Origin of the sequence: Amycolatopsis sp. WAC 01375, from assembly GCF_003947325.1 — a bacterium.
In the GTDB taxonomy this organism is placed as follows: domain Bacteria; phylum Actinomycetota; class Actinomycetes; order Mycobacteriales; family Pseudonocardiaceae; genus Amycolatopsis.
The window spans coordinates 69,266-90,375 of record NZ_QHHW01000033.1 but is presented as its reverse complement, the minus strand read 5'-3'; the positions used below and the strand labels follow the sequence as shown (position 1 = coordinate 90,375).

Here is a 21,110-nt window from a genome sequence, read left to right as displayed (position 1 = left end):
CTCAACGCCGGACGACGGCGAACAGCTCGTCGTCGATCCAGCCCCTGGTGTGCAGTTCGGTGCAGAACCTCAGGTAGGACTCGGCGAGCGCGGCACTTTCGCGCTCGTCGGGTTCGACCAGTGTTCCCTGGCCGAGCCCTTCGGACGCCTCGGTGAGCCCACCCGGCAGGATTCCCGCCGCAGCGAGCAGGGCGGCGCCGTAACCCGTTTCGGCCTGCGGTGACACCCGCAGGCCGAGCCCGGTGACGGTCGCCCTGATTCGTGTCCACAAAGGACTCTTACTGCCGCCGCCCGCCGCCAGCAGCGGTTCGGAGAGCGTGACGCCGAGACGGCGCAGATGGTCCAGCGCCAGCCGCTCGAGGAAGGCGACTCCCTCCAGCCTGGCGCGGTGCAGCTCCACCACGCCGACCTCGCCGCCCTTGCCGGTTACGAAACCCTCGGCGTCCGCGCTGGCGAACGGGAAGCGCTCGCCCTTGCGCCGCAACGGATACGCGACCACCTTCGCCGGGCCCGCCGCGGCCGCCGCCGCGTCGAGTTCGGGTAGGCGGCCCTGCCCGGCGACGGCCTCGCCGCCGGTGTTCGACGCGCCGCCGGGCAGCCACCAGCCGTCCGGATGACGGTGGCTGTACATCGCTCCCGTCGGATCCGGCACCAGGTTTTCGGTGACTCCCTTGAGCACGTACGTCGTGCCGAGGATCCCGACGAAACTCCCTGGCGTGACCGCGCCGGCCGCGAGCTGGCCCGCGCAGCCGTCCGTCATCCCGGCCACGACCGGGCAGCCTGCCGGGAGCCCGGCGACCGGACGGGCCACCGTGCCCAGCACGGTGGCCGGCGCGACCACCGGCGGGAGCAAGCTCTCCGGTACCCGCAAGGCATCGAAGACCTCGTTGGGCCATTCCAGGGCGAGCGGGTCGTAACCGCTTTTCAAGGCATGCGACCAGTCGCTCGCCACCGGCCCGCCGGTGAGTTCCCCGGCGATCAGATCGGGCGTGTGCCGGATCCCGGCGACGCCGGGGACGCGCTCGGCCAGCCAGGCGATGCGGCCGAGCGCGGCCGTGGCGGACACTCCGAAGCCGAGCCGCCGCCAGCGATCCGCGCCGAGTTCGGTGGCCTCGCGGTTGAGCTCGGCACCGCGCCTGTCGTCGTACATCAGCGCGGGCGTGACCGGCTCGCCCGAGGCGTCGACCCCGACGATCGTCCCCGACGTCGCGGCGACGGCCACCGCGGCGACCTCGCCGCCCCTGCCCGGCAGCTCGCCGGTGACCTTCGCCAGCACCGTCTTCACCGCGGGCCACCAGGACCGGGCGTCCTGCTCGCTGCGCCCGCGACCGTCGCGGACGGGCGCGGGCAGCGGCGCGGCGGCCGAAGCGAGAACGGTGCCGCCGCACACCGCGAGGGCACGGACCCCCGCGGTGGCGACGTCGATGCCGATCGTGACGGGGTGGTTCACGTGGTGACGACCTTCTCTCCCACTTCCTGCAGACTTTTGTCCTCTTCGATCGCCTTCGCCGTCTCCTCGGGCAATTTCAGGTAGCGCACCATGACCGCCGCGACCAGATACAGCGCGGCGAAGACGATCACCACGCCGGCCGCGCCCAGCGGGCCGAGGAACAGGCTGACGATCGCCGGCCCGACGAACGCCGCCGCGCCCGCGCCCAGGTTCAGCAGGGCCATCGCGCCGCCCTTGTTCTCCGGGGCGAGGGAGGGGAGCAGCGCCGAGATCGGCACGAACCCGGCGAGCGTGGCGCCGTACAGCGCGCCGACGAGCAGCGCGAGCCAGTAGTACTCCGCACCCATGGCGACCGGGACGAAGTAGAGCAGCAGGATCGAGATCGCACAGCCGATCGCGCCGAACCAGAAGATCGTGGTGCGCCAGCCGATCCGGTCGCTCAGCACGCCGAAGATCAGGTTGAAGAAGATGTTCGTGCCGTAGATGACCGAGACCAGCAGCAGCCAGCGGCTCTCCCCGAACCCGATGCCCTCGATGAAGATCGTCGGGAAGAACACCAGCATCCCGAATTCGGGGGCGGTGTTGATGACCCGGACGAGCATCCCGACGCCGACGCGGGGTTTCTTCCAGGCGATCGACACGCTGGAAACCAGGCTCTGCACCGGTTTCACGTCCGGAGGCGCGAGCCGCGTGTACCCCGTCCGCTGCCGGACGCCGAAGATCGCCAGCAAGCCGCCGAGCGCGAGCAGCACCACCGACACCCAAAGTGTGCCGTACTGGCCCAAAACCGGGTTCGTGAAGCTCGCGACCAGCGCGCCCAGCGTCGGCAACCCGCCGGTGAAGGCGAAGTAGAACCAGCCGACGGCCGCACCGAGCCTGGCGACCGGCGCCACCGCGGTGATCCAGACCAGGAAACCGAACGCGAACATCGGATAGCCGAAACCGCGGAGGCCGTAGAACACCAGCATCAACGGGTAGCTCTCACCGGAGACCGCGACCGCGAGGAACAGCACGTCGAACACCAGCCAGATGGCCAGGCCGATCATCATCACGCGACGCGGCCCCCAAAGGTCCGACAATGCGCCCGACAGCCACGACGCCAGCATCACGGCGACGCCGTACACCGTGATCACGTACGAGGCCTTGATCTCGGTGCCCGCGCCGTTGTCCGCCATGAACGGCGCGATGAAGCCCGACTCGACCCCGTCGCCGATCATGAACAGCAGCAGGCCGGCATAGCCGAGGAACAGCGGAGCGGGGAGACCCCAGCGGTTCAGTACGCGGGCGAACCCGCTCCCGGATCGCGATAACGGCGATGTTACCTGGTTCATGCACGCCTCCATGACGTCGTGTTCAGCGTATCATGGATCGTGTTAACTTAACTTTCAAGATGTTACATCGGTGGATTTTCGTGTTAGCCTCGCGCGCCCGGGTGGGGTTCCGGCGCTGACGATGGAGGAATCGGGACGTTGAGTGTCCCGATTCCTCCATCGTCGCGGGTGCGCCTCGGGTTTGGTCCTTCGTCGTTCACTCTCGGATCAGTCGAGGGGGAGGGTTCAGGACGTTCAATGTCCCGAATCTTCCCCGCTCACCTCATGGAGCCCAGGCAATGCCGTGCCCCGTGGGTGGGCACGACCACCCGCCCCGCTCACGGGGCACGCCGGCGCTCGCCGCCGGCCCGTGGACCGGCCGACCTGCAATGAAGGGGCCTTTCATAGCAAAATTTGCGATGAAAGGCCCCTTCATTGCGGTCCCGGCCCAGGCCCGAAGCCCTCAGAGCTCCGCGAGGTCCACTTCCACCTGGCTTCGCATCTCCTCGGCCAGGTGTTCCTCCACCCCGTCGTCGACGATCAGCACGTCGAAGTCGCTCAACGGCGCCAGCCGGTGCAGTGCCGCGCGTTCGGTCTTGCTGTGGTCCATCAGCAGAATCTTCGTCCGCGCGCTGGCCAGCATCGCGCGTTTCAGCATCACGATCTCCGGCTCCTGGTGGAAGGTCATCCGCGTGTTCATCGCCGACGTCGAAACGAAGGTCGCGTCGACGTTGATCCGCTCGATCGCCTCGAGGCTCTGCATGCCGAGGAACGAGTCGTGGGTCGCGGAGTAGTCGCCGCCGATGCAGATGAGCCGCAGGTCGGGCACGCCTTTGAGGAGTTCGATGGCGCCGAGGTAGTTCGTCGCGACGGTCAGCGGCGTGACGCGGTGCAGCATCTTCGCCAGCGCGAGCGCGCTCGTGGAGTCGTCGAGCAGGATCGACATCCCCGGTTCGACGCGGGCGAGCGCGTGCGCGGCGATCGCCATCTTCTCCTCGGAGTGCACGTTCATCCGGTAGTCGGCGTTGCTTTCGAAGACGGTCGACGGCATGGCCGACACACCTCCCCGGTATTTCCTCAGCAGGCCGCGCCGGACCAGCTCGTCGACGTCCCGGTGCACGGTCATGGTGCTGACGCCGGTCAGTTCCACCAGGTCGGCGATGGTGGCGGAGCCGGATTCGAAGACGTGTTCGGTGATCTGCCGCTGACGCGTGTTACGAGAGTGTGCGCTCGCACCGGCCGTCTTCTCATCGCTCATGGTGTCCAGTATCGCGTGCGCGCCGGCTGATTGAGGCGCAGCAGGCCGGTGCGCGTGCCGTCGATCGCGATCTCGGTGACGGCCGCGTTGTCGAGTCGCGGGAACACCGTGCGGTAGGTCTCGAGCGGGATGCCGAGCAGTTCGCACAACGTCAGTCTGATCAGCGTGTTGTGCGCGACGACCAGCACCGTCTCGCCCGGGACCTCGGCGGCGATGCCGCGCAGTGCCCTCGCTCCGCGGGCGGCCGCTTCCCCCGGCGGCTCCGAGCCGGGGAAGGCGCCGGCCACCGGATCGGCGAGAAACCTCGCGACCGCATCGGGATCCGAGGCGGCGAGCTCGTCCCGGGTGCGGCCTTCCATCAGTCCGAAGTGGACTTCACGCAGTTCGCCGACCACGCGCAAGGGGAGGCCCAACGCCTCGGCCGACGGCTCCGCCGTACGACGCGCCCGGCTCTGCGGCGAGCAGAACACCGCGGACGGCCCGGCCGCCGCGGCGAACCCGGCGAGTTCGCCCGCTTGCCTGACTCCCTCCTCGGTCAGCGCGACGTCGCTGCTGCCCGCGTACCGGTTCTCGGCGTGCCATTCGGTCTGGCCGTGCCGTGCCAATAACAACCGTGCGACCACGGGATCCCTCCTCGGGGCTTGTCCAGATCACATCATCGATGTTAACTTAACAGCATCGATGTGAAAGGAGATGCCGGATGGCACTCGCCGCGGTGGTGTTCGACCTGGACGGTGTCCTCGTCGACAGTGAACACCTTTGGGAGGAGAACTGGGTGGCGTACGCCGCCCGGCACCGGACCGAATGGACCGCTGAGGACACCGCGTCCGTGCAGGGGATGAGCGCGCCCGAATGGGCCGCGTACCTCGCGAAGCGGTCCGGCACGACGGAAAGCGCGGTCGAGGTCGAGCGTGCCGTGGTGGACGGCATGATCGCCGCGATCGAAGCGGGGGAGGCGCCTCTGCTGCCGGGAGCGGGCGAGATGGTCCGCGAGGTGAGCGCGAAGGTGCCGGTCGCGCTGGCGTCGTCGGCCGCCCGCCGGGTGATCGACGCGGTACTCGACAAGCACGGTCTCACCGGTGAGTTCGCCGCGACCGTCTCCAGTGCCGAGGTCGCCAGGGGCAAGCCGAGTCCCGATGTCTATCTCGAAGCCGCGGCCAGGCTCGGCCGGTCGGGCGAGGAATGCCTTGGCGTCGAAGATTCCAGCAACGGAATCCGCGCCGCCGCCGCGGCAGGGCTCACCGTGATCGCGCTGCCGAATCCGGTGTACCCGCCGAAGCCGGACGCGCTGGAGCTGGCCGCCGAGGTGGCGGAGAACAACGACGACGTCCGCCGCAAGCTGCTCGCGTACCTGTCCGGTGAATTCGCGGAAGCGAGCGGGCGATGACGGTCCTGGGTACCGCGGAGACGTTCAAACGCGATTGGCTCGACGGGTTCGTCACCGCCTACGGGCGTTCGGTGCGCAAGGTCCCCGGCGCCTATGGCGTACTGCGCCGGGAGGAGTCCGAACCCAAGGTGGCGGTGGTGATCGGCGGCGGCTGCGGGCACTATCCCGCGTTCGCCGGGCTGGTCGGTCCCGGTCTGGCCGACGGTGCCGTGGTGGGCGACGTGTTCACCAGTCCGAGTGCCGAGCAGGTCTATCGCACGGCGAGGGCCGCGGAGAGCGGTGCCGGTGTGCTCTTCGGCTACGGCAACTACCAAGGCGACGTGCTGCACTTCGGGCTCGCCGCGCGCAGGCTGGCGGCCGAGGGCGTCGAGAGCCGCACGATCCTGGTCACCGACGACATCGCCAGCGGTCCCGCGGACGCGCCGGAACGGCGTCGCGGCGTGGCGGGTGACTTCCTGGTCTTCAAGATCGCCGGTGCCGCCGCCGAACGCGGTGACGACCTCGCCGCCGTGCACGCGGTGGCGGAGAAGGCGAATGCCAACACTCGGACGTTCGGGGTGGCGTTCGGCGGGTGCACCCTGCCCGGCGCGTCCGCCCCGCTGTTCACCGTCGGCGAGAGCGAGATGGAGCTGGGGCTCGGCATCCACGGCGAGCCCGGCGTACGCACGGTCGGCAGGCTGAGCGCACGGGAACTGGCGGACGAACTGGTCGACGGTCTCCTCCCGGAACTGCCGGAGGGCGACGGCCGCGTGGTCGTCCTGCTGAACGGGCTGGGCCGCACCAAGTACGAGGAGATGTTCGCGACCTACACGCGGGTCCACGAACGGCTCGCCGCGGCGGGGCTCAGCCCGCTGCACACCGAGGTCGGCGAGTTCGTCACGTCACTCGACATGGCGGGTGTCTCGCTGTCGATCCTGGTGCTCGACGACGAACTCGCCGAGCTTTACGCCGCCCCCTGCGACACCCCGGGCTATCGGAGCACCGGCGCCGCGCTGGCACAGGTTCCACTGGAGTCCACAGTGGACTCGCTGCTGGCGGAGGCCGAACCGGGCAAGGGCATCGTGGACCGCGCGTTGACGGCGGCCCTCCACGACATCGAGGCCAACGAAGCCGAACTCGGCAGGCTGGACGCGGTCGCGGCGGACGGCGACCACGGTCTGGGCATGACCCGAGGTATGCGGGCCGCGGTGGCCGCCGCGCGGCGTGACGGAGACTCGCCGTCCACCGCCCTCCTGGCCGCCGGGACGGCGTTCGCGGACGCGGCGGGTGGAGCTTCCGGGGCCCTGTACGGGGTCCTGCTGGCCGAGACCGGCGCGGGTTTGCAAGGCCGGTCCGGAGGTGAGGTCACCTCGGCGGTCCTCGCGGACGCTGTGGACGGAGCCGTGACGGCCTTCGTCGAGCTGGGCAAGGCCGAGCCCGGTGAAAAAACCATGCTCGACGCCATCGAGCCGTTCAGGCTGGCGTTGCGCGAACAGGCGAAGGCGGGCGCCGACGTCCCGCAGGCGTGGCAGAAGGCGGCCCAGGTCGCGGTGAGCGCGGCCGAGGCGACGGCGGACCTGTTGCCCGCCAAGGGAAGGGCGGCACGGTTGGCACAGCGGAGCAAGGGACACCCTGATCCCGGGGCCACCTCGTTCGCGCTGCTCGTCACCGCGGTCGGCCAGGCGCTGGGAAAGGAAGACTGAATGCGGATCGTGGTGGCGGCGGACAACGCCGGGGTGGCGCTCAAGGATCAGCTGCGCGACCTGCTCCTCGCCGACGAGAGGGTGGACGAGGTCACCGACCTCGGCGTGGCCGACGGATCGGACGACAAGGCATACCCGTTGCTCGGCCTCGCGGCGGCGGAGACGATCGCACGAGGCGAGGCGGATCGCGGCGTACTGGTCTGCGGGACCGGGATCGGCATGGCCATCTCGGCGAACAAGGTCCCGGGTGTCCGGGCCACGGTCGCGCACGACTCGTACTCCGCCGAGCGGTCGGTCAAATCGAACGACTGCCAGGTGATCACCTTCGGCGCGCGGGCGATCGGCCCGGAGCTGGCGAAGAAGATCGTCGCCGAATGGGTCGGCTACCGCTTCGACCCGGCCTCGGCCAGCGCGAGCAAGGTCGCGCACATCACCGACTACGAGAAAGCCCACTGAACCGGCGTCGATTGCGTTCGCGGGTTCACCGACAGACACTGAGAAGCGCCCGATGCGGGCACGGAGAGAGGACGCAGAGTTGCGGATACTCGCTGCGGGAGACCATTTCGTCGGCACCGGCCTGCTGGCCGAGGCCGTCCGTGCCGAGATCGGCGACGGGCACGAGTTCTCGGAACTGACCTTGCCATGGCCGGTGGAGCCGTTCGGCCCGGTCGCGAACGTGCACGAGGCCAGCGGCACCGAAGAGCAGGTGATCGAGGCTTTGGCGGGAGCCGAGGTCGCGGTGACCCAGATGGCACCGTTCACCAAACAGGTGTTCGCCGCCGCGCCCGGCCTCAAGCTCGTGTCGGTGTGCCGGGGAGGCCCGGTCAACGTGGACCTCGCCGCGGCCACCGAGGCGGGTGTCGCGGTGACGTACGCGCCCGGCCGTAACGCCGGTGCCGCCGCCGAATTCGCGGTGGGGATGATCCTGGCCGCGATGCGCCGGATCTCGACCTCTTCGGCCGAATTGCTGGGCGGCACCTGGCGTGGCGACTACTACGCCTACGACCAGACCGGTCTCGAACTCGACGGGACCACCGTCGGCCTGGTCGGATACGGCGCGATCGGCGCGCGGGTGGCCAAGGTCCTCGTCGCGTTCGGGGCGAAGGTGCTGGTGGCGGATCCGTTCGCCGACCCCGCCAAGATCAGCGCCGACGGTGCGGAGCTCGTCGAACTGGACGACCTGCTGCGCCGCAGTTTCGTGGTGAGCCTGCACGCCCGGCTCACCGAGGAGACCCGGCATCTGATCGATGCCGCCAAACTCGCCCTGCTGCCGAAAGGCGCCGTGCTGGTCAACACCGCGCGCGGTGGCCTCCTGGACTACTCCCCGCTGCCGGAAGCCCTGCGCTCGGGACGGCTCGGCGCGCTCGCGCTGGACGTGTACGACGTCGAGCCGCCGCCCGCGGATTGGGCACTGCGGGACGCGCCGAACGTGATCGCGACCCCGCATCTCGCCGGAGCCAGCAGGCAGACGGCGGAGCGGGCGGCGAACATCGTCGCCGCCGAAGTCGGCCGGTACGCGCGCGGCGAGACGCTCGCGAATCTGGCGAACCCCGAGGTCCTGCGGCCATGATCATCGGCGTCGACATCGGCACGTCACTGACGAAGGCGGTCGTCTTCGACAAGGCCGGGATGTCCGTGGCGAGCGCCTGCACCACGTCCGAGGTGCACCACTTGCCGGGCGGGCTGGTCGAACAAGACCTCGACCAGGTGCTCGGCACCGTGGCGACGGTGGTGCGCAAGGTCGCCGCCGGGCTCGACGGCCCGGTCACCGCATTGGCCCTCACCGGTCAGGGCGACGGGTTGTGGCTGCGCGACGAATCCGGCGAGGCCGTGCGACCGGCGATCTCGTGGCTCGACGGACGGGCGAACTCGCTGCTCGCCAAATGGCAGGCCGACGGAGTGACGAGGGAAGTGTTCCGCCGCACCGCGTCGGGAATGTTCCCCGGCTGCGCCGCGGCGATCATGTCCTTTTTGGACGCTCATGAACCGGAGTCGCTGGACAGGGCGGCGGTGGCGGGTTACTGCGTCGACGCGGTGCTCCAGCGGCTGACCGGCGAGATCACCGTCGACGCGTCCGATGCTTCGCTGCCTTTCCTGAACCCGGCCACCCGGCATTACGACGAAGACGCCATCGCGGCCGTCGGGCTCTCTCACCGCCGAAGCCTGTTCGTGGAACCGGCGGCGCCGAAGACCGTCTTCCGTTTGGACGAGCGCGGGGCCGGGCTGCTCGGTCTTCCCGTCGGGCTGCCGGTCACCGCGGGGCCGTTCGACCTGCCCGCCAGCGCGATCGGCGCCGGAGTGCGACGAGCGGGCGACGGCATCCTCACCGCCGGCACCACACTCGCCTGCCAGGTCCTGACGGATTCGGCGGACTTCGATCCGGAGGGCGAGCCCGCGGGCATGTTCCTCTGCACGCCGGAGGAAGGCGAGTTCCTGCGGGCGATGCCGGCGATGGTCGGCACCGCGGGAATCGACTGGGTGTGCCGCCTGTTCGGAATCGCGGTCGAGGAGATCGGCTCGCTGCTCGACTCGAGCAGTCCCGGCGCGGGCGGCGTTCGTGCGCTGCCGTTCCTCTCCGCGTCCGGTGAGCGGGCGCCGTTCGTCGACGCTTCGGCAAGGGCGCAGTTCTCCGGGCTGAGCCTGGAGAGCGAGCGCGGCGACATCGTCCGGGCGCTGTGTGAGTCGATCGCTTACGCGGCAAGGCATTGCTTCGAGGCGGCCGGACTCACCGGCACGTTGTACGCCTGCGGCGGCGGGGTCCGCTCGCTCGAGTGGACACGGGTTTTCGCCGACGTTCTCGGACGGCCCATCGTGATCCCCGGCGATCCCGGGGTCGGGGCTCGCGGCGCGGTGATCGTCGCCGCGGACGCTCTCGGCGAACCGGTCGACCGGGAGCTCTGGGCGGAGAGCGCACGCGTCGTCGAGGTCCGCCCCGAGAACGTAGGGTTCTACGAGCAGGGCTACGCCGACTACCAGGCCTCACTGGCCGCGGCCCGCGGACTATGGAGGTTGTGACGGTGATCCTGGCCGAAGAACGCGCGGCGGTCTGCGAATTCGCCCGCCGGATGACCACCGACGGACTCGTGGTCGGCACCTCCGGGAACGTCTCCGCGAGGCAGGGCGAGCTGATCGCGGTGACCCCGACGGGCGTCGACTACGCCGGGCTGCGGCCGGAAGACGTGCCGGTGGTCGGCCTGGACGGTGAGGTCGTCGACGGCTCGCTCAAACCGACCAGCGAACTCCCGATGCACCTCACCGTGTACCGGCAGGCGACGGATCCGGACGGCAAACCGGTGTCGGCCGTGGTGCACACGCATTCCGTGCACGCCACGGCCGTCTCCACCCTCGTCACCGAGGTGCCGCCGATCCACTACATGCTCGCCGCGATCGGCCCGACGGCCCGCGTCGCGCCCTACGCGACGTACGGCACCGAGGAGCTCGCCAAGGCCATGCTGGAGGCCCTGGACGGCCGCCGAGGCTGTCTGCTGGCGAACCACGGCACCACCACCTACGGCGACAGCCTCGGCTCCGCGTACAGCCGGGCGCAGCAGCTCGAGTGGGTCTGCCAGGTCTGGCTGACGGCACGGTCGGCGGGAACGCCGAATCTCCTCCCACCCGCCGAGATCGAGCACGTCGTGGAGAAACTCCGCGGCTACGGCCAGCGCTGACGCCACGCGTGTTCCGTCTCCGATCACGCGTGTCACGCGTCTGATGACGCGAAAACCGCCGTTTGCCGGCGGGATCACGAACCAAACGGCAAGCAAGCAGGCGACGCTAGGAAGCGGCGGGCTCGGCCTCGAAATCCGTGGCATCTACGGCGTGCACCGCGTCGAGAAGCTCGACGACCGTCGGATCGTCGACGGCTTCCTTGATGCACTGCCACAACTGGAGATTCGCCAACGCCCATCGGGAGTAGTTCTCCGCGGCCTTGGGGTTGTAGAAGTAGTAACCGCTGTCGTGGACGTCGCGTTGTTCGCCGACGATCTTGTGCGCCAGCTCGCGGAGGCTCAACCCGTTCTCCCGCAGATAGCGGTGGGCGAGAACGACAGGCGTCACCGGCAGTGCCTTGAACAGCGTATCGGCGTCGCTCAACGCCTGGGCTTCGAGCGAGATGTGCCGCCCTCTGGTCGCCATCTCGGCTTCGTCGACGATCTCGTCGACCCATCGGGCCATGCCCTCCTCGACACCGCATTCCCGCAGGATGTCCATCCGGAGGTCTCGCCCGGCGGCCGCGGGGGAGTTGCGGAGCACGATGTAGTTCACATCGTGCACCAGCGCCGCCACTTCGACGACGGTGCGGTCCGCCCCGTTGTGGTCGGCGAACCCCGCGGCCTTGGCCCGGACGAAACTCACGTGATGCCAGCCGTGGAACTGCAGTTTGTCGGCATGACGCCAGCACAGTCGCCGGACGCGATGCTCGACGGCGTCGATGGTCTGGGAAGGAATCGTGCTCTTTCGCGCGCGCATACACCTCTCCGATCCCGTTTACAGACGGGCGGAGTAAGCGTATGCGCCTTCGACGGCGGTGTGTAGTTAGATGCGGCCCGCGAGGTCCCCCAATCGGACCTCAACCGGAACGTGACGATGCCCTGTTCCGGTCTTCGGGTCATAGGAAAGACTGAACTCGCTTACCGGGCGTGATTTCACGAGAAACGTCATAGTCCCTTCGGTGGCCTCGGGAATCCGATGGAACTCGTCCGCGTACATGACGCCTACCGACCCCGTCCGACACAGCGTGCTACGTCGTAACCGAACCGATGTGATCAATCCGGAAAGCTGGTCGCGCAGGGTCGAATACCGCTCGTGGATATAGTTGCCACGGAGGAGCATGGTGCAGAAGTGATATCTGTGGTTGTGCACGGAATCGGCGTACCCCTCACGCCAGTCCTCCGGCGCCTTGTACTCGTGCAGCCAGACCGAAAAAGGGTCGGTCGGGCAATCGAGCAGGCACCAGGCGAAATGAGTGGTGGTCTCCCGCGACCGCGCGAGTATCGCGCTCGCCTCGTCCGGACTCAGCGAATCCAGGTGCCGCCGGAGATCGTCGCGCAGGTCTGGTCTCGACGTCCAGCCGCGGAAGATCTCGTCGACGATCTGCCAGTGCTGCGCCAGCGGCAGATCCGTGGTTCGGAGCAGCGCGGAGAGCTGGGTGAGGGGGGACAAGCGAGTGAGCAACTTCAGCTCCTCAAATCTAGTGCTCTGCGACGCCGAGTGGTCAGGGGTTCAACTCGGCGAGTGTGGTGAACTCCTTCCGGAAGGCGTGGAATTTTCCTTCCAGTTCGAGGAAGTTCTCTTCGGACAGGGGAGAGCCGGTGATCTTTTCGTACAGGGCGAGGAAATCCGCCCTCGTCGTCGTGGTGGAGATGCGGAAGTGTCGCCCGGACCGGGATTGGGACACACGCAGGAATTCGGAGCGTTCCTTGTTGTACAGAAAGGAACCCTCGCTGAATCGCAGCGTTCGCGGATAAAGCGTGGTCGCGCCGCGGATGTCGCTGTACAAGGTCACCCAAACGCTCTCGTCGAAGACTTCGAGCCGGTCCAGCGGCGGGTCGGCGACGACGGTGATGTCCACCAGTGAGCATCGGCTACGGGCCAGGAACAGTCCGACCAGACCGATGCTGATCTCGTCGTTGAGCCGCGTTTGGATCGTCTCGTAGTCCATGCCCGCTTCTTCGCTGCGCAGGAGATAGCGCGCCCTGCCGCTGATCGCTCCCTCGTCACGCGGGTCGGCGATGACCACGCGCAGCTCCCTTTCGGTGCGGGACAACAGCAATCGGGCAGCGGCGTGCCTGCCGGAGAACCCGCGGAAGAAGTAGTGCCTGGTCACGTCGAGGTCTTCGGTCATGATCCGGTTGAACAACGGATCCGGATCGGTGGTCGCCTCGAAGACGTGGGTGGGGAAGAATTCCTTGTTGAGCGAACGGTATTCGGCGCTGAGCGCTTCCAGCGCGCGGCGGCTCTCCTCGATCACCGGGGTCACCATCGCGCGCTGTGACGCGGTGGCGGTGATCAAGGTCTGGCCGAAGCCGACCACCGCCGAGATCAGGGTGCCGGTGCCCAGTGAAGTGATCAGCGTTTTACCGGCGCCGGGATCCATCATGCTGGAGATCCACAGGCTGAGGCCCGCGATGACGACCAGTACGGTGAGCAGCAGACTCGTCCTGGTCCAGAAGATCTCTTGCAACGTGGTACGGCGGAGCCGGTCGGCTTCCGCGGGCACGTGGGTCACCTCCTTGATCTGCACTCGAACGGACGAACGCATTGCGTATCTGTTCGAGTGCGGGGAGTTACTCTACGCGCCTCGTGACAATGTCGAAATAAGAAATTCGGGGGAAAGGTACCAACAACGAATGTGACGCTCGGCGATACCGGTTTCGCATCGGAGGTTTCGCCGGATCACGGAAAAACCACTCACGGAGCGTGTGGAAGGATTCCTTCGTACCACGCGGGTCCGGGCTTCGCCGACGACAGGGTTTCGACGACAGCCGAAGACGGTGTGGTGTAGACCGTGGGGAAGTCGATCTCGCCTCTACCGGGGTCCAGTGTCCACGCGAGCCGCTCATCTTCCAGCAGGCTCGCTTGTATCAAAGGAAAGCGCGCGTCCGCACCATTTTTGTTGCCTCTGGGGTCGAGCCGGATCCACCGGTCCAGGTTCGCGAGATACACGCCGTTGAGCCCGTGCAGGACCCCGATCCGCTGATAGCAGAACCCGGCCGGGATGCCTTGGCTGCGAAGCAAAGCGGCCAGCAGGTGGGCCTTCGCGTAGCAGAGCCCGACCCGCTCGCGCAGAACCTCGGAGGCCATAAGGGTGATCCGGGAATCGGCCGCGTCCACCGTATGGTCGATCTCGTCGCGCACGAAGTGAAACATCGAACGAATCACGTCGACGTCGGTGCCGCCGGTCGGTGACAGCCTGTCAGCCATTTCGCGGATCAGTGGATGATCGTGATCGACGACCGCGTCGGCGACGAGATAATCTTCGAGCCGCTCGGATTCGATCTTCAGTGCGATTTTCACGCGGCACCGCCCAGTACCGTGTCGACAGCCTCTTCGAGAAATTTCGGACCGGCTTCGCCGCCGCGCAGCAGTAGTCGGAACCAGATCGCCCCCGCGAGCAGATCCATCACCAGGACCGGATCGACGCCGTCGCGCAGTTCTCCTCTCATGACGGCGCGTTCGAAGATCGGCTCTTCACGCGCCATGCGGTCGGCGAAGAAACTCCGTGACACGTCACCGAGTTCCGGACGTCGGGGGCCCGCCGTCAGTGCCGCCGTGACGACCGGCGCGGTGCGCTCCGAAGTCAGCAGCCGGTGGATTTGTGTTGCCACGGCAAGGAGATCGCCGCGCAGGCTGCCGGTGTCGGGGACGTCGACGGCGAACAGTCCCGAATCGCGCAGCGCGGCGGCCAGTAGCGCGTCCTTCGATGGCCACCATCGGTACAGCGTCGTCTTGTTGACGCCGGACCGCGCGGCGACGGCCTCGATGGCGAGCTTGTCGTAACCGTGCTCGGCCAGTAGTTCGAGGGTTGCGGCGAAGATCGCCTCGGCCTTGCGGGGGCCGTTCCGGGTGGTCACCTGAGAACAATACAACGCACCGTTGCGTTACGGCGCGATCGCGCGTACTTTGCAACGCAACGGTGCGTTGCATTCAGGAGGTAGTCCATGGTTCCCCTCGTCTTCGTCCACGGCATCCGGCTCAGCGGTGCCGCCTGGTCCGAGCAGCTGGAACGCTCCGCGCTGCCGTCGAGAGCGGTCGACCTGCCGGGGCACGGCACCCGCCGGGGCGAGCGGTTCACCCTGGACGCGGCAGCGGACGCGGTCGTCGAAGACATCGACGAGCCCGCGCTGGTCGTCGGGCATTCCCTCGGTGGTTTCGTCGCGATCGCCGCGGCGGCACGGCATCCGGAGCGGGTCGCCGGTCTGGTCGTCGCGGACTCGACCTATTTGCCCGGCAAGACGCTGGAGGCGCCGTTCCGCCTGGCGCACCGCTTGCTCATGCGGCTACCGGACCACGGCGAAGGGCTGAGCCGGCGGCAGTTCCGAAGCGTCCTGCCGCCGAAACTCGCCGAGGCCGTGATCGACGGCGGCATCGCGACCGAGGTGATCCCGGACGTCGCCGAGGCATTCGCCGACTTCGACGTGCTCGGGGAACTCAGGACATACCCGGGCCCGACCTGGCTCATCAACGGCTCACGCGACCACTTCCGCCGCCACGAACGCCGCTTTCTCGCCGCCTGCGCCGACGGCAGGCTGGTCAACGTCCCGAAGGCCGGGCACTACCTGCCGATGGTGCGTGGCAAGGAGTTCGCTCAGCTGGTGCTCGACGCGGCTCGCGGCCTGCCGATCTCGGGCACCCGGTAAATCGGGGGTGTCCGGCGGAGCTTCCGGCTAAGGTGATCCGCATGTGTTCCGTCATCCACACTTGGCAGGCCATTCGCATCCGGCCGGCGCGCTGACCCGATGCCGCCCGTCGTCGGCGTCGAGGTCCACGTCCACTGTTCGCCAAAGGATGACAAGGATCTTGCTCATGAGCGCACTTTCGCGCCCTGTTTTCGTTTTCGTCCACGGAGGCTCCAGTAACGCACGGGCCTGGGGTCCGTTGCAGAACGAACTGGCTCTGCTCGGGTACCGTTCGCACGCCGTCGACCTACCCGGTCACGGCGACCTCGCGGACAGCCCCGCTGCCTACTACCGGCAACCGCAGGACCTCGCGGCACTGGCGGCCGCTCCCTCCCCGCTGCGCGGAGTCACGTTGCAGGACAACGTGCGGCATGTGGTCGACACCCTCCGGCGGCTCGACGGCCACGGACCGCTCGTCCTGGTCGGCAACAGCCTCGGCGGGCTGACGATCAGCGCCGTCGCCAACGCCGCGCCGGAACTGCTCGACCGCGTCGTCTACCTCTCCGCCCTCTGTCTCAGCGACCCCGCCATGCTCACCGAACCGTGGGACGTGGTCGACGAGAACCTGCTGGACGCGCTGTCGGCGCGGATCGCCGTGCCGGAGGCGAACGAACCCGGGGTGGCCCGGCTGAACTGGCGCAGTGCCCACGGCGACCCGGCCTTGTTCGCCGAATTGAAGGCCGCCATCATGGCCGACTCCACCGACCACCAGTTCCGGCTGTTGCTCGACTCCCTTGATCCGGACGAGAGCTACGCGGTGCTCGAGCCGGGCGCGCTGGTTCAGGCGGACGGATGGGGGCGTGTCCCCCATACCTACGTCCGGCTCACCGCGGATCTCAGCATCACTCCGGCGGTGCAGGATTACATGATCCGCAAGGCCGACGAGCTGACTCCGCACAACCCCTTCGAGGTGCACAGCCTGGCCTCGTCGCACGTCGGCTACTTCAGCCGGCCGCGGGTCTTCGCCGATCTGCTGACCGATCTCGTCTGAGACAGCGCCCCCGCCGTCGGTTTCGGCGGCGGGGGCGCTCCCGGGGTAGTCAGGCTCGCAGCCCATCATCCGGCGGAAGCCTGGATCCCTTCGCGCGCAGACGTTTTCGACCGCTTCGCCGAGCAACTCCATATCCGCCAGGAACTTCAGTCTTCGTGGCCGCGGCAGATCGGTCAGCCTGCCGACGGCGGGCGAATCGGTCAGCAGGACACAGTAGCCGGGGAGGAACTGCGTATCGCCGATCACCGCGAAGCCCGCGTCGAGCCGCCGCAACACCGTCGGGTTCTCCCCGCGCAGCGCCGAACCGATCCGATCCCGCTTCCACTCGGTCATGAGCCCAAGCTAACCGACCGGGAAGATCGAACCACCCTTGCCGGTGAACTGCGTGGTCAGCCGGACAGGCTCGTCATGCGGCGCCAAGACGATCGAGGCGAACGGCGTCGCGGCGGCCTGCGACCCGTAGTTGGTGTGCAGATGCGCGCTGACGTGGACGTTCCGGTCGGCGGGGATCTCGAACGTGACCGCACCCCAGGAGACCACGTACTGCCTGCCGTCGATGCTCACGAACGGTGCGTACGGCACCATCGACGACGGGTACGGGCGTATCTCGATGGTGAGCAGCCGACGCGGTCCGTCGTGGTTGTCGACGTACGGGATCACGCCGGGCAGCTTCGCGAGATCGGTCATGCTCGGGGCTCCCTCAGAACTGGTAGTAGAGGAACGGGCTGAACGTACCGGTCGCGATCAGGATGGCCGCGTACACCAGCCCCACGGTCATCACCCCGATCCGCAGCGCGGTGGCCGGACGGCTTCGCGAAGACTCCAGCAGCGGCCCGGTCACCGGATGCGCGGGCAGGAACACGATCGCCAGCGCGCACAGCAGGATCAGCAGCCGCTGGTTGGTCACCGCGCTCTCGACGACGTCGGTGAGGCCCGTGAAGTCCGGCAGCACCATGTGCCCGATCATGCCGAGCGCGTGCGGCAGGTCCTTGGCTCGGAAGAACACCCAGCCGAAGACCACGAGCACGAGCGTCAGCGCGCGGCGGCCGATGCGGGCGGCCTGGGTCTTCGGGGTGACGTCGTAGCCGAAAGCGCGTTCCACGATCAGCAGGGCACCGTGGTAGACGCCCCAGATCAGGAACGTCCACTGCGCGCCGTGCCAGAAGCCGGTCAGCACGAACACGATGCACAGGTTCCGGTACGTATGCCCGGCGCCGGTGCGGTTGCCGCCCAGCGGGATGTAGACGTAGTCGCGGAACCAGCGGGACAGCGACATGTGCCACCGCCGCCAGAACTCGGTGATGGTCACCGACGAGTAGGGCCTCGCGAAGTTCTCCGGGAGCCGGAAGCCGAGCATGCGGCCGAGCCCGATCGCCATGTCGGAGTACCCGGAGAAGTCGAAGAACAGCTGAAGCGTGTATCCGATCGCGCCGAGCCAGGCGATCGCGAAGGTCATCTGATCCGGTGGCGTGTTGAAACACGCGTCGACCATCGGGCTGAGCGAGTCCGCGATGATCGTCTTCTTGCACAGCCCGAGCGCGAAACGCGGGAAGCCCGCGGCGATGTCGTCGAGGCGGTGCGACCGTTGTTGCGGCAGCTGGTCGGCGATCTCGCGGTACCGCACGATCGGCCCGGCCACCAGCTGCGGGAACATCGCGATGTACGCGGCGAACGACACCGGGTTGCGCAGCGCGCGGCGTTCGCCGCGGTAGATGTCCACCACGTAGGAGATGTGGTGGAAGGTGTAGAACGAGATGCCGATCGGGATGACGAGGTCGGCCACCGGGAAACCGCCGCCGAACCAGTGCGTGACGGCCGCGATCTGCTGTGTCGCGAAACCCGCGTACTTCCAGATCAGCAGCATGCCGACGTTGAGGCCGATGACCCCGAGCAGCAGCCGCTTGCGTCGTTTGTTCTGCAGATCCCACGCGTTCGGCTCCAGCGCGGGCCCGGCCAGGAAGTTGACCACCATGCAGCCGATCAGCACCAGCGTGTACGGCCCGGCGCCGGTGGCGTAGAAGATCAGGCTGCCGACCGCGACGATGCCGTTCCGCCAGCTGCGCGGGCACAGCAGCACGGCGAGCAGGACCGCCGGCATGAAGTACCACAGGAACAGCGGTGAAATGAACGACATCGGTGCGGGGTCCCCCAGGGCGGTTACGCGTTATCCGCTGGTGACCTTAGCCTGAGCACCCCGCACCGTGTCGACGAAGTGCGGGGTCAGACACGTCCCACGATACGACGACGGCGCGCCACCTCGGCCAGCAGCACGCCGGCCGCGACCGACGCGTTGAGCGACTCGACACCGGCGGCCATCGGGATCGACACGGTCGCGTCACAGGTCTCGCGCACCAGCCGGGAGAGGCCGCGGCCTTCCGAGCCGAGCACGATGACCAGCGGATCCGACGCGACGTCCAGCTGGTCGATGTCGACCGAACCGTCCGCGTCGAGCCCGACGACCATCAGGCCGTCGTCCTTCCACGCCTTCAGCTGACGGGTCAGGTTGGTCGCGACGGCGATCGGCAGCTTGGCGGCGGTGCCGGCGGAGGTCCGCCACGCGACCGCGGTCATCCCCGCGCTGCGCCGCTCCGGCAGGAGGACGCCCTGCGCGCCGAACGCGGCGGCCGAGCGGATCACCGCGCCGAGGTTGCGCGGGTCGGTGACGCCGTCGAGCGCGACGAACAGCGGGGTCTGGCCCGAGTCCTTCGCGACCGCCATCAGGTCACGCGGGTCGGCGTACACGAACGGCGGGACCTGCAGGCCGAGGCCCTGGTGCATGGCCCGGTTCGTCTTGCGGTCGAGTTCCTCGCGCGGGATCTCCAGGATCGAGATGCCCTTGTCGCCGGCGAGCCGGACGGCCTCGTTGACGCGGTCGTCGATCTCGATGTTGATCGCGACGTACAGCGCGGTGGCGGGCACGTCGGCGCGCAGCGCCTCGACGACCGGGTTGCGGCCGGCGATCAGTTCCGGCTTGTCCGCCTTCTTCTGCCGGGCCTGTTCCTTGCGGTCACGCGCGTTCGACATGCGATACGCCTTGTGCCCCGGCCGGTCCTCGGCTTTGGGCGTCGGGCCCTTGCCTTCGAGGCCCTTCCGGCGCTGGCCGCCGGAGCCGACGACCTGACCCTTCTTCGTGCCGGGCTTGCGAATAGCGCCCTGGCGCCGGGAGTTGCCTGCCATCAGTGAGAATCCTTGAGCTAGAGACCGAGTAAGTGTCAGACGTCCTTGACGGTCCACTGTGGACCGTTCGGGGTGTCTTCCACCACGATGCCCGCCTGCTGGAGGCGGTCACGCGCGGCGTCCGCACGGGCGAAGTCCTTCTCGGCGCGGGCCTGCTGCCGTTCGGCGAGCAGCCCTTCCACGAGTTCGGACAGCGCCTGCCGGGTGGGCGTTTCGTTGCCGCCCGCCTCGGACCAGCGCGCGGAGAGCGGGTCGAGGCCGAGCACGTCGGTCATCGCGCGCACGGAGGCGGCGATTTCGAGTGCCTTGGAATTGTCGGCCGCGTCGAGTGCTGCGTTACCGTCGCGGACCGTGTTGTGCAGCACTGCGAAGGCCTGCGGAGTGGCCAGGTCGTCGTCGAGCGCGGCGGCGAACTCCTTCGGGACCTCGCCGAGGTGGACCGCGCCGGCGATGCCCGCCGTGCGGCGAAGGAACTGCTCGATCCTCCGGTAGCCCTGCGCGGCCTCGCCGACCGCCCCGTCGGAGTACTCGATCGTCGACCGGTAGTGCGGCTGGACCAGGTAGTACCGCAGTTCGGGCGCCCGGTAGTTCTCGAGCATCGCCGGGATCGAGACCGTGTTGCCCAGCGACTTCGACATCTTCTCGCCGGACATGGTCACCCAGGCGTTGTGCAGCCAGAACCGCGCGAACCCGTCGCCCGCCGCGTTGGACTGCGCGCGCTCGTTCTCGTGGTGCGGGAACACCAGGTCGACGCCGCCGCCGTGGATGTCGAACTCCGCGCCGAGGTACGCCGTCGCCATCGCCGAGCATTCGAGGTGCCAGCCGGGACGGCCGGAGCCCCACGGCGTCGGCCACGACGGCTCGCCCGGCTTCGCGGCCTTCCACAACGTGAAGTCGCGGGCGTCGCGCTTGCCCTCGCCGAGGCTCTCGCCCTGCTGGACCTCGTCGAGCTTCTGGCCGGACAGATCGCCGTAACCGTCGAACGCCTTGACCGAGAAGTACACGTCGCCGCCCGAGGCGTAGGCGTGCCCGCCGTCGATCAGCCGCTGCATCAGTTCGACCATCTGCGTGACGTGCCCCGTCGCCCGGGGGGCGATCGAAGGCGGCAGGCAGCCCAGCGACTCGTACGCCGATTCGAAGGCGCGCTCGTGCGTGGCCGCCCACTCCCACCAGGGACGATCCGCGTCCGCGGCCTTGGTGAGGATCTTGTCGTCGATGTCGGTGACGTTGCGGACCATCAGCACGTCGAGTCCACTGTGGACGAGCCAGCGGCGCAGGACGTCGTAGTTCAGCGCGCCGCGGACGTGACCGATATGGGGAACGCCCTGCACGGTGGCACCACACACGTACATGGACGCCGTTCCGCTACGGGCGGGATGGAATTCCCGCACGCTCCGGGTCGCGGTGTCATAGAGGTGTAGTGCCACCCTAAAAGGGTACGGGGTCGGCGTGAGCGGTG

21 protein-coding genes are annotated in these 21,110 nt (G+C 68.3%); 8 read left to right on the top strand and 13 right to left on the bottom strand.

Going from position 1 to position 21,110, the window contains the following annotated elements:
• Position 1: 1 nt before the first annotated feature.
• The 4 genes from DL991_RS21480 to DL991_RS21465 all read right to left on the bottom strand — a co-directional run bounded on the left by DL991_RS21480 (position 2) and on the right by DL991_RS21465 (position 4,641).
• Positions 2-1,450, bottom strand: coding sequence for an FGGY-family carbohydrate kinase (locus DL991_RS21480; protein WP_125786128.1), 1,449 nt, complete (start codon positions 1,448-1,450; stop codon positions 2-4).
• Complete coding sequence (locus DL991_RS21475) at positions 1,447-2,781, bottom strand: MFS transporter (protein ID WP_125786127.1); 1,335 nt, start codon at positions 2,779-2,781, stop codon at positions 1,447-1,449. Before DL991_RS21475 ends, DL991_RS21480 begins: the two co-directional genes overlap by 4 nt.
• 442 nt (positions 2,782-3,223) lie before the next feature.
• Positions 3,224-4,018 carry a DeoR/GlpR family DNA-binding transcription regulator gene (locus DL991_RS21470; RefSeq protein ID WP_125786126.1) on the bottom strand — a complete coding sequence of 265 codons (795 nt, stop codon included), beginning with the start codon at positions 4,016-4,018 and terminating at the stop codon, positions 3,224-3,226.
• On the bottom strand, positions 4,015-4,641 hold the full coding sequence (locus tag DL991_RS21465; protein ID WP_125786125.1) for a histidine phosphatase family protein: 627 nt from the start codon (positions 4,639-4,641) through the stop codon (positions 4,015-4,017). Before DL991_RS21465 ends, DL991_RS21470 begins: the two co-directional genes overlap by 4 nt.
• Before the next feature lie 77 nt (positions 4,642-4,718).
• On the opposite strand from DL991_RS21465, the gene DL991_RS21460 reads away from it, so the two are divergent.
• The 6 genes from DL991_RS21460 (at position 4,719) to DL991_RS21435 (ending at position 10,755) form a co-directional block, all read left to right on the top strand.
• Positions 4,719-5,405: an HAD family phosphatase gene (locus DL991_RS21460; RefSeq protein ID WP_125786124.1), complete on the top strand. Its 687-nt coding sequence runs from the start codon at positions 4,719-4,721 to the stop codon at positions 5,403-5,405.
• Entirely contained in the window at positions 5,402-7,087 is a 1,686-nt protein-coding gene (locus tag DL991_RS21455) for a dihydroxyacetone kinase family protein (RefSeq protein ID WP_125786123.1), read from the top strand. Before DL991_RS21460 ends, DL991_RS21455 begins: the two co-directional genes overlap by 4 nt.
• The gene (locus DL991_RS21450) at positions 7,088-7,543 is read left to right on the top strand and encodes a ribose-5-phosphate isomerase (protein ID WP_125786122.1); all 456 of its coding nucleotides are present in this window, start codon (positions 7,088-7,090) and stop codon (positions 7,541-7,543) included. It begins immediately after the preceding gene.
• A gap of 79 nt (positions 7,544-7,622) precedes the next feature.
• Positions 7,623-8,657: a 2-hydroxyacid dehydrogenase gene (locus DL991_RS21445; RefSeq protein ID WP_125786253.1), complete on the top strand. Its 1,035-nt coding sequence runs from the start codon at positions 7,623-7,625 to the stop codon at positions 8,655-8,657.
• Positions 8,654-10,102, top strand: coding sequence for an FGGY-family carbohydrate kinase (locus DL991_RS21440; protein WP_125786121.1), 1,449 nt, complete (start codon positions 8,654-8,656; stop codon positions 10,100-10,102). The genes DL991_RS21445 and DL991_RS21440 overlap by 4 nt, the downstream gene beginning before the upstream one ends.
• Positions 10,103-10,104: 2 nt before the next feature.
• Positions 10,105-10,755 (top strand): class II aldolase/adducin family protein, encoded by a 651-nt coding sequence (locus DL991_RS21435; protein ID WP_125786252.1) that lies wholly within the window; start codon positions 10,105-10,107, stop codon positions 10,753-10,755.
• 106 nt (positions 10,756-10,861) lie between these two features.
• On the opposite strand, the gene DL991_RS21430 is transcribed toward DL991_RS21435, so the two are convergent.
• The 5 genes from DL991_RS21430 to DL991_RS21410 form a co-directional block, all read right to left on the bottom strand.
• Entirely contained in the window at positions 10,862-11,554 is a 693-nt protein-coding gene (locus tag DL991_RS21430) for an HD family phosphohydrolase (protein ID WP_125786120.1), read from the bottom strand.
• Between the two features lie 66 nt (positions 11,555-11,620).
• On the bottom strand, positions 11,621-12,259 hold the full coding sequence (locus tag DL991_RS21425; RefSeq protein ID WP_125786119.1) for a hypothetical protein: 639 nt from the start codon (positions 12,257-12,259) through the stop codon (positions 11,621-11,623).
• 40 nt (positions 12,260-12,299) lie between these two features.
• Positions 12,300-13,346, bottom strand: coding sequence for a hypothetical protein (locus DL991_RS21420; protein WP_199746723.1), 1,047 nt, complete (start codon positions 13,344-13,346; stop codon positions 12,300-12,302).
• Positions 13,347-13,495: 149 nt separating this feature from the next.
• Positions 13,496-14,101, bottom strand: a complete 606-nt coding sequence (locus tag DL991_RS21415) for a transglutaminase family protein (protein WP_125786118.1) — start codon at positions 14,099-14,101, stop codon at positions 13,496-13,498.
• The gene (locus DL991_RS21410) at positions 14,098-14,658 is read right to left on the bottom strand and encodes a TetR/AcrR family transcriptional regulator (RefSeq protein ID WP_125786117.1); all 561 of its coding nucleotides are present in this window, start codon (positions 14,656-14,658) and stop codon (positions 14,098-14,100) included. The genes DL991_RS21415 and DL991_RS21410 overlap by 4 nt, the downstream gene beginning before the upstream one ends.
• 87 nt (positions 14,659-14,745) lie before the next feature.
• On the opposite strand from DL991_RS21410, the gene DL991_RS21405 reads away from it, so the two are divergent.
• Both DL991_RS21405 and DL991_RS21400 read left to right on the top strand, forming a co-directional pair.
• Positions 14,746-15,444, top strand: coding sequence for an alpha/beta fold hydrolase (locus DL991_RS21405; protein WP_199754022.1), 699 nt, complete (start codon positions 14,746-14,748; stop codon positions 15,442-15,444).
• A gap of 166 nt (positions 15,445-15,610) precedes the next feature.
• Positions 15,611-16,474 (top strand): alpha/beta hydrolase, encoded by an 864-nt coding sequence (locus DL991_RS21400; RefSeq protein ID WP_125786116.1) that lies wholly within the window; start codon positions 15,611-15,613, stop codon positions 16,472-16,474.
• A gap of 342 nt (positions 16,475-16,816) precedes the next feature.
• Here DL991_RS21400 and DL991_RS21390 read toward each other — a convergent pair whose 3' ends face one another.
• The 4 genes from DL991_RS21390 to cysS all read right to left on the bottom strand — a co-directional run bounded on the left by DL991_RS21390 (position 16,817) and on the right by cysS (position 21,078).
• Positions 16,817-17,161: a hypothetical protein gene (locus DL991_RS21390; RefSeq protein WP_125786115.1), complete on the bottom strand. Its 345-nt coding sequence runs from the start codon at positions 17,159-17,161 to the stop codon at positions 16,817-16,819.
• 13 nt (positions 17,162-17,174) lie between these two features.
• Positions 17,175-18,608: an MBOAT family protein gene (locus tag DL991_RS21385; protein ID WP_125786114.1), complete on the bottom strand. Its 1,434-nt coding sequence runs from the start codon at positions 18,606-18,608 to the stop codon at positions 17,175-17,177.
• An 86-nt stretch (positions 18,609-18,694) separates the two neighbouring features.
• On the bottom strand, positions 18,695-19,651 hold the full coding sequence (gene rlmB / locus DL991_RS21380; protein ID WP_125786113.1) for a 23S rRNA (guanosine(2251)-2'-O)-methyltransferase RlmB: 957 nt from the start codon (positions 19,649-19,651) through the stop codon (positions 18,695-18,697).
• A gap of 35 nt (positions 19,652-19,686) precedes the next feature.
• Positions 19,687-21,078 carry a cysteine--tRNA ligase gene (cysS, locus tag DL991_RS21375; RefSeq protein ID WP_125786112.1) on the bottom strand — a complete coding sequence of 464 codons (1,392 nt, stop codon included), beginning with the start codon at positions 21,076-21,078 and terminating at the stop codon, positions 19,687-19,689.
• Between the last annotated feature and the right edge of the window lie 32 nt (positions 21,079-21,110).

Excerpts from the sequence above, each read along its gene's own strand:
- DL991_RS21475 (WP_125786127.1), bottom strand. The coding sequence starts at position 2,781 with ATGAACCAGGTAACATCGCCGTTATCGCGATCCGGGAGCGGGTTCGCC.
- DL991_RS21470 (WP_125786126.1), bottom strand. The coding sequence starts at position 4,018 with ATGAGCGATGAGAAGACGGCCGGTGCGAGCGCACACTCTCGTAACACG.
- DL991_RS21460 (WP_125786124.1), top strand. The coding sequence starts at position 4,719 with ATGGCACTCGCCGCGGTGGTGTTCGACCTGGACGGTGTCCTCGTCGAC.
- DL991_RS21455 (WP_125786123.1), top strand. The coding sequence starts at position 5,402 with ATGACGGTCCTGGGTACCGCGGAGACGTTCAAACGCGATTGGCTCGAC.
- DL991_RS21450 (WP_125786122.1), top strand. The coding sequence starts at position 7,088 with ATGCGGATCGTGGTGGCGGCGGACAACGCCGGGGTGGCGCTCAAGGAT.
- DL991_RS21440 (WP_125786121.1), top strand. The coding sequence starts at position 8,654 with ATGATCATCGGCGTCGACATCGGCACGTCACTGACGAAGGCGGTCGTC.
- DL991_RS21430 (WP_125786120.1), bottom strand. The coding sequence starts at position 11,554 with ATGCGCGCGCGAAAGAGCACGATTCCTTCCCAGACCATCGACGCCGTC.
- DL991_RS21420 (WP_199746723.1), bottom strand. The coding sequence starts at position 13,346 with ATGCGTTCGTCCGTTCGAGTGCAGATCAAGGAGGTGACCCACGTGCCC.
- DL991_RS21405 (WP_199754022.1), top strand. The coding sequence starts at position 14,746 with ATGGTTCCCCTCGTCTTCGTCCACGGCATCCGGCTCAGCGGTGCCGCC.
- DL991_RS21400 (WP_125786116.1), top strand. The coding sequence starts at position 15,611 with ATGAGCGCACTTTCGCGCCCTGTTTTCGTTTTCGTCCACGGAGGCTCC.
- DL991_RS21390 (WP_125786115.1), bottom strand. The coding sequence starts at position 17,161 with ATGACCGATCTCGCGAAGCTGCCCGGCGTGATCCCGTACGTCGACAAC.
- DL991_RS21385 (WP_125786114.1), bottom strand. The coding sequence starts at position 18,608 with ATGTCGTTCATTTCACCGCTGTTCCTGTGGTACTTCATGCCGGCGGTC.
- rlmB (WP_125786113.1), bottom strand. The coding sequence starts at position 19,651 with ATGGCAGGCAACTCCCGGCGCCAGGGCGCTATTCGCAAGCCCGGCACG.